Here is a 12,900-nt window from a genome sequence, read left to right on the forward strand (position 1 = left end):
GAAGGATTCCCGTGTCTGACAGCCAGAAAGACGCCGTCGTCGGCGAGATGAACGACGAGAGCGCGGGCGGCTGCCCCGTCTCGACCGGTCGTTTCTCGCACCCCACCGAGGGCGGCGGCAACCGTGACTGGTGGCCCAACCAGCTCAACCTCGCGATCCTGCGCAAGCACCCCGTCGAGGCCAACCCGATGGGCGGCGACTTCGACTACACCGAGGCCTTCACCAGCGTCAACCTCGACGAGCTGGCCTCCGACGTCGACGCGGTACTGACCGACTCGCAGGACTGGTGGCCCGCCGACTTCGGCCACTACGGCGGGTTCATGATCCGGATGGCCTGGCACAGTGCCGGCACCTACCGGGTCGAGGACGGTCGCGGCGGCGCGGGCGCCGGCATGCAGCGCTTCGCCCCGCTGAACAGCTGGCCGGACAACGCCAGCCTGGACAAGGCCCGCCGGCTGCTGTGGCCGGTCAAGAAGAAGTACGGCCGCACGGTGTCCTGGGCCGACCTGATCGTGTTCGCCGGCAACCGCGCGCTGGAGACGATGGGTTTCAAGACCTTCGGCTTCGCCGGCGGCCGCGCGGACGTGTGGGAGCCCGACCAGGACGTGTACTGGGGACCGGAGCGCACCTGGCTCGGCGACGAGCGCTACACCGGTGACCGCGACCTGGAGAAGCCGCTCGGCGCGGTCCAGATGGGTCTGATCTACGTCAACCCGGAAGGCCCCAACGGCAACCCGGACCCGATCGCCTCGGCCCGCGACATCCGCGAGACGTTCGCCCGGATGGCGATGAACGACGAGGAGACCGTCGCGCTGATCGCCGGTGGCCACACCTTCGGCAAGACGCACGGCGCCGCCGACGCGGACGAGCACGTCGGCCCCGAGCCCGAGGGCGCCCCGATCGAGGAGCAGGGCCTCGGCTGGCGCAACAGCTTCGGCTCCGGCAAGGGCCGCGACGCCATCACCAGCGGTATCGAGGTCACCTGGACCCCGACCCCGACCCGGTGGAGCAACTGGTTCTTCCACAACCTGTTCGAGTACGACTGGGAGCTGACCAAGAGCCCGGCAGGCGCGAACCAGTGGAAGCCGAAGGGCAACGCCGCGCGCAACACGGTCCCGGACCCGGAGAGCGGTGAGCTCAACCGCGCGCCCGGCATGCTGACCTCCGACCTCGCACTGCGCTTCGACCCGATCTACGAGCCGATCTCGCGCAACTTCTACGAGAACCCGGACCAGTTCGCCGACGCGTTCGCCCGCGCCTGGTACAAGCTGACCCACCGCGACATGGGCCCGATCCAGCGCTACCTCGGCCCGCTCGTCCCGTCGGAGGAGCTGCTCTGGCAGGACCCGGTGCCGGCCCCGTCCGAGCAGGTCATCGGAGCGGCCGACATCGCCTCGCTCAAGGCGAAGATCCTCGATTCCGACCTCACGGTGGCTCAGCTGGTCTCCGCCGCGTGGGGTGCCGCGTCGTCGTTCCGCAGCAGCGACAAGCGCGGTGGCGCGAACGGCGGCCGCATCCGCCTCGAGCCGCAGCGCGGCTGGGAGGTCAACCAGCCCGACGAGCTGGCCCAGGTCATCCGCGTGCTGGAGAGCATCCAGGCCGACTTCAACGCCGCCGGTGGCGCACAGGTCTCGTTCGCCGACCTGGTGGTGCTGGGCGGTACGGCCGCGGTGGAGAAGGCCGCGAAGGACGCCGGTCAGGACGTCAGCGTGACGTTCACCCCGGGCCGGACCGACGCGACCCAGGAGCAGACCGACGTCGACTCCTTCGCGCACCTGGAGCCGACCGCCGACGGTTTCCGCAACTACCGGGGCAAGGGTCACCGCCTGCCGGGCGAGTACCTGCTGGTCGACCGGGCGAACCTGCTCGGCCTGACCGCGCCGGAGATGACCGTGCTGGTGGGCGGTCTGCGGGTGCTGGGCGCGAACACCGGCCAATCGCGCAACGGTGTGTTCACCGACGCGCCGGGCACCCTGACCAACGACTTCTTCACGAACCTGCTCGACATGGGCATCGAGTGGAAGTCGGTGGCGGGCGACGAGGACGCGTTCGAGGCCTTCGACCGCGCGACCGGTGAGCTGAAGTACACCGGTACCCGCGTCGACCTGGTCTTCGGCTCGAACTCCGAGCTGCGGGCCGTCGCCGAGGTCTACGCCTGCGACGACGCGAAGGACAAGTTCGTCCGCGACTTCGCCGCCGCGTGGACCAAGGTCATGGACGCCGACCGCTACGACGTCCGCTGATCTGATCCGGCCCGAGTGAGGCCCCTGCCCGGAGATCGGGCAGGGGCCTCGTTCTTTTTGGCCGCCGTTTAACCTGCGACGGCGCGTTCCCTAACCCTGGCGCCCCTACCGTCATGGACATGACCCGACCACACCGCACGATCCTTCTCGGCGTCGCGTTCAGCCTCGGACTCGCCGGGGTTCTGACGCCCGTCCGCCGCGCCCGCACCCGGCTGGGCAACAGAGTTCTGGAACTCGCCTGCGGATAGTGGGTGACCCGATACGCTGGGTGACGTGGTTCAGACACTCGGTATCGGGCTGATACTCGCCGTCCTCTCGCTGGTCCTGTGGATCGGCATCAGCATGGTCGTCCGGGCCCTGTTCCGAGCCATGTCCCGCGCCAAGAAGCCCAGCCACACCCTCGTCGGTCTACCGAACGGGGTGTGGTTCGCGGCGTCGCTGCTGAGCGCCCTGACCCTCGGCCAGCAGTCGAGCAAGCGCGGCGCCGACGGCTCCCTCATCGCCGCGTCCGACATCGGCGTGACGATCTTCATCCTGGTCGCCGTCACGCTGCTCGTGCGCCTGTGCATCCGCCTGGCCCGCGCCCGGCGCCGCCCAACCGGCCAGCAGCAACAGCGCTAACACCCCACAGCCCCCTCCCGAATGGCACGAATGTGGCTTTAGGGACATTGAACGTCCCTAAAGCCACATTCGTGCCGCTGGGTGGTCGGGGATTTACTACGCGCTGATCTTCTCCAGGGTGGTGCGGCGGTTGTGGACGGGCTCGTCGCTGCGGATCACGCCGTCACGCAGCCAGATCCGGCGCGTGCAGTACTCGGCGACCTCGTCCTCGTGCGTGATGACCACGATCGTCGCGCCGGCGGCGTTCAGCTCGGTGAACAGATCCATGATCTCGGTGGTCGACTTCGTGTCCAGCGCGCCGGTCGGTTCGTCGGCCAGGATGATCGCCGGGTCGTTGATCAACGCACGGGCGATCGCCACGCGCTGCTTCTGACCACCGGACAGCTCGCTGGGCACGTGCCCCAGCCTGCTGCCGAGCCCCACCCGCTCCAGCGCGGCCTTCGCCTTCGCCTTGCGGCCGCGCGCTCCGTTGTAGACCAGCGGCAGCTCGACGTTGCGCAGTGCGCTCGTGCGGGGGATCAGGTTGAACGACTGGAACACGAACCCGATCTTCTCGCCGCGCGCCCGCGCCAGCTGCTTCTTCGACAGCTTCGTCACGTCGGTGCCGTCGAGCATGTACCGGCCGGTGCTCGGCGCGTCCAGACAGCCCAGGATGTTCATCAACGTGCTCTTACCGGAGCCGGACGGGCCCATGATGGCGACCATCTCGCCGGGGCGGATGTGCAGGTCGATCCCGTGCAGAATCGTCATCTGGCCCTCGGCCATGCTGAAGGACTTGACGATGCCTTCGAGCTGGATCATTGCGCTCCTTGCGTGGAATTGACTACTCATAGCGCAGCGCCTCGATGGGTTCGAGCCGAGCGGCGCGCCATGCGGGGTAACCGCCGGCAAGCAGTCCGATGGCCAGGCTGATCCCGAAGGCCACCAGGATCGGGGTGGGCGACAGCACCGGGGAGAACGAGCTGAGCATCTTGTTGCCGCCGGCGGCAAGGCTCGACAGGAGCGCTTTGAGACCGGCGATCGTGCCGACGCTGAACACGACGCCGATCAACCCACCCACCCCGGCCAGGGTGAGCGCCTCCATGACGAACTGGGTCAGGATCGCCGAGTCGCTCGCGCCGACCGCCTTGCGGGTGCCGATCTCGCGGGTCCGGTCGGTCACCGAGACCAGCATGATGTTGAGCACCCCGATGCCACCGACCAGCAGCGACACCGCCGCGACCGCGGGCACCGCGCTGGTGATCAGGTCGATCAGGTTGGTGAACGTGGACAGCCGCGATCCCAGGTCCTGTACCTGGAAGTCGTCGAAACGCGGGTCGGAGATGCGGTGGTTGTTCCGCATCACCTGGGTGATCTGCGCCTTGGCCGCCGCGACCTGCTGGGTGGAGGTCGCCTTGACCGACAGCGAGCTCAGCTCGTCGCCGCCCTTGCCGTAGCCGAACACCCCGGAACGGGCGGCCTTCATCGGCATGATGATCACGTTGTCGCCGGAGGCGCCGAACGAGTCCATCACGCCGATGACCGTGAACAACGCGTGGTTGAGCCGCAGTGTCTGCCCGATCGCCGACTGGTGGTTCGGGCCGTACAGCGCCTCGGCCACCAGTGGCCCGAGGATCACCACGTCGGCCCCCGAGCGCTCCTGCGCCTCGGTGAAGAACGTCCCGTAGCTCAGCGTCTTCTGCTGCGCGGACAGGAAGTTGTGGGTCGTCCCGGTGACCGACGCGGACAGGAACTGCGCACCCGGCGTCGACGCGGTGACCGCCCTGGACACCGAACCCGCCGCACCCGTGGTCGCCCCCGTCACCAGCGGGACCAGCTCGGCGACCTGCGGAATCCGGGCGATGTCCTCCATGTCGTCGTCGGTGAGCGGCTTCGCGGACGGACCGCCGGGAATGGGCGAGAGCTTCGGCACGATCGTGATGCTGTTCGCGATGGGCTCGACGGCCGCGTTGACCGAACCGGAGAGACCCTGGCCCAGCGACGTCAGCAGGATGACGGCCGCGACGCCGATGATGAGGCCGAGCATGGTCAACGCCGAACGCAGTTTGTTCGACCGCAGACCACGCAACGCGATCGCCAGCAGATCTCGCACGATCACGGTTGGTCCACTCCTCGTTCCCCAGCACCACTACGGCAGGCCCTCACACCGATCAACCCTCCCAGCCGATCCTGTAAGCAAGCTGAACGTCAGCCGGAAATCGCCATCGGGATTCGTGTGCTGCGCCACGCGGACGTCAGGACGAGGACGGCAGCGAGTGCAGCGGGATCGTGACCCGGAACGTCGCGCCACCGCCCGGGGTCGGCTCGTGACACACCGTGCCCTGGTGCGCGGCGACGATCGCGGTCACGATCGACAGCCCGAGCCCGACCCCGACCCCGCCGCCGATGCCGTCCCCGTCCGGCCGCTCGGGCAACCGGGCTCGCGCCGGGTCGGATCGGTAGAACCGCTCGAAGACCCGCTCGGCGTCCTCCGGGGCCAGCCCGGGACCGTGGTCGACCACCTCGAAGACCGCCACGTCCTGACCCGCCGGCACCCCCACCCGCACCGTGACCGGGGTGTCCGGCGCGGTGTGGCGCAGTGCGTTGCTCACCAGGTTGGTGCTGACCTGCCGCAGCTGCGGTTCGTCGCCGAGGACGATCGGCGGCGGCGCTCCCGGCTCGTCGTGCTCGGGGATGATCTCCAGCCGCAGCGGCCGGTCCGGTGCGATGGCCCGCGCCGTCTCCACCGTGTCCACCGCGACCGGCAACAGGTCGACCGGCTCCGGTTCCAGCGGACGCTGCTGGTCGAGCCGCGCCAGCAGCAGCAGGTCGTCGACCAGCAGCCCCATCCTGGTCGCTTCCGCCTCGATGCGCGCGAACAGCTCCCTGACCTGCTCCGGCTCGGTGACCACGCCGTGGCGGTAGAGCTCGGCGAACCCTCGGATCCCGGCGGTCGGTGTGCGCAGCTCGTGGCTGGCGTCGGCGACGAACCGCCGCAGCCGGGTCTCCGACTCGGCACGCTGCGCGAACGCGGCCTGCAGGTTCGCCAGCATCCCGTTGAGCGTCACCGAGAGCCGCCCGATCTCGGTCCGCGAGTCGGCTTTGATCGGGACACGGCGTGACAGGTCACCGGCCGCGACGATCGAGTCGGCGGTGTTCTCCACGTCCTCCAGCGGCCGCAGCCCGAGCCGCACCACGGTCAGCCCGAGGACCCCGAGCAGCACCAGCACGATCAGCGTGACGATCAGCTCGATCAGCAGCAGCTGTCTTGCGGTCGCCGCCTGCCCCGACATGTCGACCGCGACCACCACCGTGCCCTGGTCGTTGGGCCGCGACCAGACGATCGCCCGGTACAGCGTGCGCCCGCCGCCCGGCGCCGCCTCGACCAGCGTGAACGGACGACCCAGCTCGCCCTGCGCCCTGAGCTGGTCGACCGGCGCCAGATGGGGCAGCCGAGGCCGGTCGCTCGGGAACCGCTCGGTGACCACCCCGGCGATGTCACGCTTCTCCAGCACGACGTCCCCGAAGACGGACCGCAACGCCTGCTGGTTCGCCGCCCGGGGGAACTTGATCGGGAGACCCGACTGGTCCGCAGTCGACCACTGCTCGTGGATCGCGGTCAGCTGGGTGTCGGTGCGCGAGTCCAGATAGGAACGCAGCAGCAGCAGGGTCGCGGCGTCCGTCACGAGCAGTCCCACGGCGGCCAGCACCAGCACCCCGGCGACCAGCCTGGTGCGCAGCGACCGGAACCTCACGAGCGGGGCAGTCGCAGGCTGTAGCCCACGCCGCGCAGCGTGTGGATCAACGGCGGATCGAAACGGTCGACCTTGCGGCGCAGCATGCTGATGTAGGACTCGACGATCCGGGCGTCACCCGCGAAGTCGTACCGCCACACGTGGTCGAGGATCTGCGCCTTGCTCAGCACCTTGTCCGCGTTGAGCATGAGATACCGCAGCAACTTGAACTCGGTCAGCGACAGCGAGACCAGCTGGCCGGCCCTGCGCACGTCGTGGGTGTCCTCGTCGAGCTCCAGGTCGGCGAACCGCAACACCTGGTCGTCCTGCAGCTCACCCGCGTTCGGCTGGTTGCGTCGCAGCACGATACGCACCCGAGCGATCAGCTCCTCCAGGCTGAACGGCTTGGTGACGTAGTCGTCGCCGCCGATGGTCAGCCCGGTGAGCTTGTCCTGGATCTGGTCCCTCGCGGTCAGGAACACCACCGGCAGCGCCAGCCCCTGCCCCCGCAGCTGCCGGGTGACCTCGAAGCCGTCGAGGTCCGGGAGCATGACGTCGAGCACGATCAGGTCGGGCGCCCACTGCCGTGCGACGGCCAGCGCCTCGCCACCGGAGCGCGCGACCCGGACCTCGTAGCCGACGAACCGCAGGGTCGCGGACAGCAGCTCGACGATGTTCGCGTCGTCGTCGACGACCAGCAGCCGAACCCGCGCGCCGTCCTCGGTCCGCGCACCACTCACCCGCGCGCCCCCATCAAATCCAGCAAGCCCGATAGTCATGGTGCGCCCAGTCTGGCCCACAACCCTGCAAGCCACCTGAAACCCACCTGGATTCTCGCCACCGTCCGCCTACTCACGCGACTTTGCACATCTACGTGCTGCGTCGCACATGTCCGGACGTGTGCGACGCAGCGCGTAGGTGTGCAAAGTCGTCCACCGGACCCGGGCTCAGGTGCGGATCAGGGTCTCCGCCTGTTGGCGGGCGGCCGCGCCGTACAGGTCGCGGGCCCGGGCGGGGGTGACCGTCTCGGGAAGCGCGGGAATGCCCCGGTCCAGGTGTTGCGCCATCAACCGGCCGGTGCTGGGCGCGTAGAGGCGCAGTGCGGCGAGCCTGCCGGCGCGTCCGCCCACGACGCGGGACGCGATCCGACCGGGCCCGACGAGTCCTCGGGAGACCACGGCGGGCTGGTCGAAGTGCCCCAGGGTCCGCATCCACTTCGGCAGCGTCGCGATGGTCGCGCGCGCCATCACGCGGCTACCGGCCCAGATGGTCCAGTTGCTGTCCTTACGCGGAGTGCGCAGCAGGTAGTGCATGGCCTTCTCGGCGCGCTCCGAGCTGAGCAGCCGGGGACGCACCGCCGCGTAGTACTCACGCACCTGCTCACGCGAGCGGGGAACGTCCGCCGGCTTGCAGGTCTGCAGCTCGGCGGCCACGACGCACTCGTCCCAGTAGCGCTGCTCCTCCCCCGGAGACAGCGGCCCGGGACCGAACATCTCGTAGCACTTGAGCACCGAGTGCCAGCCGGTGACGTGGATCCACAGCTGCGACTCGGGGTTGTTCGCGTTGTAGCGCTTGCCGCTGAGCGGCTCGATCCCGGTGACCTTCGCGTGCACCCGCATCAGGATCTCGGACGCCTCGATCGCGGTGCGGGAGTCGGCGACGGCCACGGTCAGGAAGTAGGCGAGCGTGCGGTCCAGCCGTCCCCGGGGGTCGGTGTAGATACCGGCCGAGTCGGCCACGGCGGCCGCGAGGAACGGGTCGAAGTGCTCCAGGACCACCGAACGCTGGAAACCGAGCAGGGCGGTCGGCGCCGTCCACACCTTCCAGGTCGGCGAGCCGGGCCCGAAGAACCCGTAGTCGGTCCACTCGCGGGGCGCCCGTCCGGCCTTCACAGCGTTCGCTGCCATGATCTCGCTCCCTTGGTGTCGCGCGTCATTACTACGCTGGAGTAGTAATTTACTACGATATAGTAGCTTTGTCGAGACGATCCGAGGAGTGCCCATGGCCGTACCCACCACCACCGGGCCCACCACCGGGACCCGGCCCGAGCGCAAACGTCGCGCCTACGCCGCGCGGGTGCCCTCGGCGCAGCGTCGTACCCAGCTGCTGGACGCCGCGCTGCATCTGGTGGTCACGCTCGGGCACCAGGCGGTGACGATGGACGCGGTCGCCGAGCAGGTCGGCGTCACCAAACCCGTCGTGTACGGGCAGTTCACCAGCCGGACCGAGCTGCTGTCCGAGCTGCTGCGGCGCGAACAGCGGGAGGCCCTCGAACAGCTGCGGTCGCTCATGCCCACCGCCTCGGCGATCGGCTCGGATCCCGTCGAGCTGCTCACCCGGCTGCTCACCGGGTTCCTGGAGCAGGTCCGGAGGTCACCGGACCGTTGGCGGTGCATCGTCGTCCCGATGCCGGACATGCCAGCCGAGTTCGACGCGGCGCGGGAGGAGGCCAGGTCATCGGTACTCAGCCGGCTGGAGATGCTCCTGCGGGGGTTCGTCGGCGCCAGGGCCGACCTCGACTGCGAGCTGCTCGCCCACACCGTGGTGAGCCTGTTCGAGATGGCCGCGCGCCTGACGGTGACCGACCCCGACCGGTTCGAACCGGGGCGCTTCACCGCCGCCCTGCGAGGGTGCGCGGCTCGCCTTCGCTGAGACGTCACCCGGCGGAGACAGGCACACGACCCGTCACGGTCGTAACGTCGAAGGCATGACACAGAAGATCTGGTTCATCACCGGGGCGTCGCGCGGTTTCGGCAGGGAGTGGGCGATCGCGGCGCTGGAACGGGGCGACTCGGTCGCCGCCACCGCGCGCGACACCACCACGTTGGACGATCTTGCCGCCAAGTACGGCGAGCGACTGCTCCCGCTACAGCTCGACGTGACCGACCGGGACGCCGACTTCGCGGCCGTGAAGCAGGCACACGAGCACTTCGGCCGGCTCGACATCGTGGTCAACAACGCCGGATACGGGCACTTCGGCCTGGTCGAGGAGCTCACCGAGGCCGAGGCGCGGGCCCAGCTGGAGACCAACCTGTTCGGCGCGCTGTGGGTCACCCAGGCCGCGTTGCCGTTCCTGCGCGAGCAGGGCAGCGGCCACATCCTGCAGGTCTCCTCGATCGGCGGGATCAGCGCGTTCCCGCTGGTCGGCATCTACCACGCGTCGAAGTGGGCCCTGGAGGGCATCAGCCAGTCGCTCGCCCAGGAGGTCGCCCAGTTCGGCATCAAGGTCACGCTGATCGAGCCGGGCGGGTTCGCCACCGACTGGGCCGGTTCGTCGGCCAGCCGCTCGGAGCAGCACCCGGCCTACGCCGAGTACCACAACGAGGTGCAGGAGCAGCGCCGCCAGCGCGTCGGCACTCCCGGCGACCCGAACGCGTCCTCGGCGGCGGTGCTGCGGATCGTCGACGCCGACGAGCCACCGCTGCGCTGCTTCTTCGGCACCGCCCCGCTGGGCATCGCCAAGGCCGACTACGAGCAGCGCCTGTCGACCTGGGAGAAGTGGCAGGACGTCGCGGAGCTCGCCCAGGGCTAGCCGCGGTTCGCACAGAGGTTCCCCACGCCGCACAGAGGCCCCGGCCTCTGTGCGGCGTGTACTCGGTCTGTGCGAGCTGGATCCGTGCGGTCAGTGCGCGCCGCCGGAGGTTGCGGCGGCGATGATCGCGATCTGCCGGACCACCTCCTTGCGTACCGCCGTGCCCACCCACTGCCCCTCGGCCAGCTCTTCCATTCGTTTCTTGACCGGGGCCCGGTCGGCGCCGGGGAACGCCTGGCGCCGCAGCCGGGCCGCGTCCAGGACCGAGACCAGCACCGCGGTGCGCTCGTCCGGTTCCGCGCCGTCCAGGACGGCCGCGTTCAGCCGCGCCCGGATCTCCGCCTCGGGCGCGGCGTCCACCTCGGGGTAGCGGCGCCGCGGCACGACCCCCAGTACCCGGGCCTTCTCCTCGCGCAGCACACCTCGCTCGACCAACGACTCCGCCGCGCCTTCGGTCGCCGACCTGCGCAGCTTCCGCAAGGCCTGCGCGACCTTCATGCCGCCCTCGGCCGCGATCTTGCCCAGCTCGGCGTCGAGGTGGGCGACACCGGTGTCCGAGGTGTCCTTGAGCTCCAGTGTGCTCCCCGCACCCAGCTCCAGGCGCCCGAGTGCGGTCAGCTCCATCAGCACCGCGCCCGCGACTCCCAGATCGAGGCCCGGACGCGACCTGCCCGCGCCGGTCTCGTCGTCGAGGGCAATGAGCATGACCTCTTCGGCCAGGGTCAGTTCAGTCATGACAACAACGTCTCCTCGGAGTGTGGATTTCGGGGGTTTCTGCACAGTGCGAGCCGGAACAGCTCGGTGAGCTCGGCCGCGTACGGTTCACCGGCACCACCCGCGAGGACGTGCTCGACGGCACCGTCGAGCGCCTTGCGGATCGTGGTCGCCATGACGGCAGCGTCGAAGTCGCGGAACTCGCCGTCGTCCTGGCCACGCCGCAGGATGCGCGCGACCGCGTCCAGCTCGTCGGTGACGGCGCCGCGCGTCGGGTTCGCGGTGCGTTGCTGTGCCGCACTCACCCTGATCGCGGTGAGCGCGGCGATGTAGCGCGGGTAGCGGCCGTAGAACTCGACGCTGCCCACGATGAACTCGCGGATTTGACCGGCGGCGGTGGACTGCGCCTCGATGCGTGGCTGGACGACCGCGCGCCCACGCTCGTACACCTCGGCGACCACCAGCCGGATCAGCTCGTCGCGGTCGTCGAAGTGGTAGGAGATCACCCCTCGGCTCACCCCGGCACGCTCGGCGATCTTCACCAGCGAGGCGCGCGTCTCCCCCAGCTCGGCGATCACCTCGATCGCACAGCCCACCAGCTGCGCCCGCCGGGTGATGTCGATGAACGACCGCGCTTTTTGGCGGCCTGGTTCATTTTCTAGCATGGTGGTACAAAGCTTAGCCGTGAGTGAGTTGGGCTGCCATGGCAGCCCAACTCACTCACGAGTTGCTTGCGGTCCGCAGCGTGCGACCGAACCTGCGCAACAGCAGCACGGCCGTGGTCGCCAGACCCGCGGCCAGGCCCAGCCAGGCGCCGGTCGGGCCGAGGCCGGCGAGCCAGCCGATGAGCCACGCGGCGGGCAGACCCACCGCCCAGTAGCCGACCAGCGAGATGCGGAACCCGGACTTCGTGTCGTCCAGCCCGCGCAGCAGCCCGACGCCGATGTTCTGCGCGCAGTCGGCGAACTGCAGACCCGCCGCCACCACCAGCAGGCTGCTCGCCACCGCGTACCCCGCCGCCTCGGCGGGCACCCGCACGTCGAAGAACGGCCGCAGCACCAGCCACGGCGCCGCGAGGTACAGCACCGCGATCACCGCCATCACCACGGCGCCGTGCGCCAGCGCGGTGCGCGCGATCCGGGCCGCCGCCTCGATGTTGCGCCGCGCGACCTCACGGCTGATCAGGATCGACGAGCCGTGCGACAGACCGACCGTGACCTGGAACGTGATGTACACCAGCTGGTTGACCACGGTGTGCGCGGCGAGCGCCGCCGGCCCGAACGAGCCCATCAGCAACGCGACGACCGAGAAGAACCCTGCCTCGGAACCGTAGGTCGCGGAGATCGGCACGCCGAGACGCACGAGCTTCCCGACGACGGCCCGATCGGCCCGCCAGCCACGCACCGACAGCAGCGGCGCGAGCACCGGGTCCCGGCACACCACCAGGTAGAACACCAGGAACGACAGCAGGTACACGGTGGAGGTCGCCGCGCCGATGCCGGGCAGCCCGAGCCTGGGCAGCCCCCACACACCTGTGATCAGCACCCAGTTCAGCCCGGCGTTCACCGCGATCGACCCCACGGTGATCCACACCAGCGCCTTGGGCCTGCGCATCCCGACGGTGAACTGCCGGATCACCTGGAACCACAGGCACGGCACGAGGCCGGGCGCCAGCGCCAGCAGCATCGGGCGCGCCAGCTCCAGGACCGCCGGGTCCTGGCCGAGCAGCCCCAGCACCTGACCGAGCGTGACCAGGACCAGCGCGCCGAGCAGCCCGGCGACCGTGGCGATGGCGAAACTGGCCCGGACGATGTCCCGTACCGTGCGGTCCGCACCGTCACCGGCGGCGGCCACCTGGTTGCCGACCGCGGTGACCAGCCCCACGCCCATCGTCCTGAGCTGGTTGAACAGGACCACGGCGAGACCACCGGCCGCGAGGGCCTCGGTGCTGATCAGCCCCATCATGAGGGTGTCGGTCGTGGTCAGTGCGACCTGCGCGAGCTGGGTCAACGCGATCGGCAGCGCGAGCGCAGCCAGCTGCCTGCCGTCTCGGAGGCGCGTCGGCGAGGTGGTCACG

General features: G+C 69.8%; 13 protein-coding genes. 5 read left to right on the forward strand and 8 right to left on the reverse strand.

The window, feature by feature from the left end; translation table 11 throughout:
- The first annotated feature begins 47 nt into the window (after window positions 1-47).
- From katG to G406_RS0134600, 3 genes are all read left to right on the forward strand, one after another.
- The gene (gene katG, locus G406_RS0134595) at window positions 48-2,243 is read left to right on the forward strand and encodes a catalase/peroxidase HPI (protein WP_425414669.1); all 2,196 of its coding nucleotides are present in this window, start codon (window positions 48-50) and stop codon (window positions 2,241-2,243) included.
- A gap of 119 nt (window positions 2,244-2,362) precedes the next feature.
- Window positions 2,363-2,491 carry a hypothetical protein gene (locus tag G406_RS59475; RefSeq protein ID WP_281172588.1) on the forward strand — a complete coding sequence of 43 codons (129 nt, stop codon included), beginning with the start codon at window positions 2,363-2,365 and terminating at the stop codon, window positions 2,489-2,491.
- Between the two features lie 25 nt (window positions 2,492-2,516).
- Window positions 2,517-2,864, forward strand: coding sequence for a hypothetical protein (locus G406_RS0134600; protein WP_028937363.1), 348 nt, complete (start codon window positions 2,517-2,519; stop codon window positions 2,862-2,864).
- A 96-nt stretch (window positions 2,865-2,960) separates the two neighbouring features.
- Here G406_RS0134600 and G406_RS0134605 read toward each other — a convergent pair whose 3' ends face one another.
- From G406_RS0134605 to G406_RS0134625, 5 genes are all read right to left on the reverse strand, one after another.
- Window positions 2,961-3,665, reverse strand: a complete 705-nt coding sequence (locus tag G406_RS0134605; RefSeq protein WP_028937364.1) for an ABC transporter ATP-binding protein — start codon at window positions 3,663-3,665, stop codon at window positions 2,961-2,963.
- Window positions 3,666-3,687: 22 nt separating this feature from the next.
- On the reverse strand, window positions 3,688-4,962 hold the full coding sequence (locus G406_RS0134610) for an ABC transporter permease (RefSeq protein ID WP_028937365.1): 1,275 nt from the start codon (window positions 4,960-4,962) through the stop codon (window positions 3,688-3,690).
- Window positions 4,963-5,098: 136 nt separating this feature from the next.
- Window positions 5,099-6,598, reverse strand: coding sequence for a sensor histidine kinase (locus G406_RS0134615; RefSeq protein ID WP_028937366.1), 1,500 nt, complete (start codon window positions 6,596-6,598; stop codon window positions 5,099-5,101).
- A complete protein-coding gene (locus tag G406_RS0134620; protein ID WP_084216610.1) occupies window positions 6,595-7,356 on the reverse strand; it encodes a response regulator transcription factor in 762 nt (253 codons plus the stop codon). The genes G406_RS0134615 and G406_RS0134620 overlap by 4 nt, the downstream gene beginning before the upstream one ends.
- Before the next feature lie 168 nt (window positions 7,357-7,524).
- Window positions 7,525-8,484, reverse strand: a complete 960-nt coding sequence (locus G406_RS0134625; protein ID WP_028937368.1) for an oxygenase MpaB family protein — start codon at window positions 8,482-8,484, stop codon at window positions 7,525-7,527.
- 94 nt (window positions 8,485-8,578) lie between these two features.
- Between G406_RS0134625 and G406_RS51765 the strand changes: the two genes are divergently transcribed.
- Both G406_RS51765 and G406_RS0134635 read left to right on the forward strand, forming a co-directional pair.
- Window positions 8,579-9,229 (forward strand): TetR/AcrR family transcriptional regulator, encoded by a 651-nt coding sequence (locus tag G406_RS51765; protein ID WP_037080174.1) that lies wholly within the window; start codon window positions 8,579-8,581, stop codon window positions 9,227-9,229.
- Between the two features lie 55 nt (window positions 9,230-9,284).
- The gene (locus tag G406_RS0134635; RefSeq protein ID WP_028937369.1) at window positions 9,285-10,109 is read left to right on the forward strand and encodes an SDR family oxidoreductase; all 825 of its coding nucleotides are present in this window, start codon (window positions 9,285-9,287) and stop codon (window positions 10,107-10,109) included.
- A 90-nt stretch (window positions 10,110-10,199) separates the two neighbouring features.
- On the opposite strand, the gene G406_RS0134640 is transcribed toward G406_RS0134635, so the two are convergent.
- Genes G406_RS0134640 through G406_RS0134650 form a run of 3 tightly spaced genes read right to left on the reverse strand, consistent with a single transcriptional unit; the run spans window position 10,200 to window position 12,899 of the window.
- Window positions 10,200-10,844 (reverse strand): GOLPH3/VPS74 family protein, encoded by a 645-nt coding sequence (locus G406_RS0134640; protein ID WP_028937370.1) that lies wholly within the window; start codon window positions 10,842-10,844, stop codon window positions 10,200-10,202.
- On the reverse strand, window positions 10,841-11,488 hold the full coding sequence (locus G406_RS51770; RefSeq protein ID WP_064743129.1) for a TetR/AcrR family transcriptional regulator: 648 nt from the start codon (window positions 11,486-11,488) through the stop codon (window positions 10,841-10,843). Before G406_RS51770 ends, G406_RS0134640 begins: the two co-directional genes overlap by 4 nt.
- A 55-nt stretch (window positions 11,489-11,543) precedes the next feature.
- A complete protein-coding gene (locus G406_RS0134650) occupies window positions 11,544-12,899 on the reverse strand; it encodes an MATE family efflux transporter (RefSeq protein ID WP_028937371.1) in 1,356 nt (451 codons plus the stop codon).
- Between the last annotated feature and the right edge of the window lies 1 nt (window position 12,900).

Source organism: Actinospineispora spinosispora DSM 44797 (assembly GCF_000429025.1).
Lineage (GTDB): Bacteria > Actinomycetota > Actinomycetes > Mycobacteriales > Pseudonocardiaceae > Pseudonocardia > Pseudonocardia spinosispora.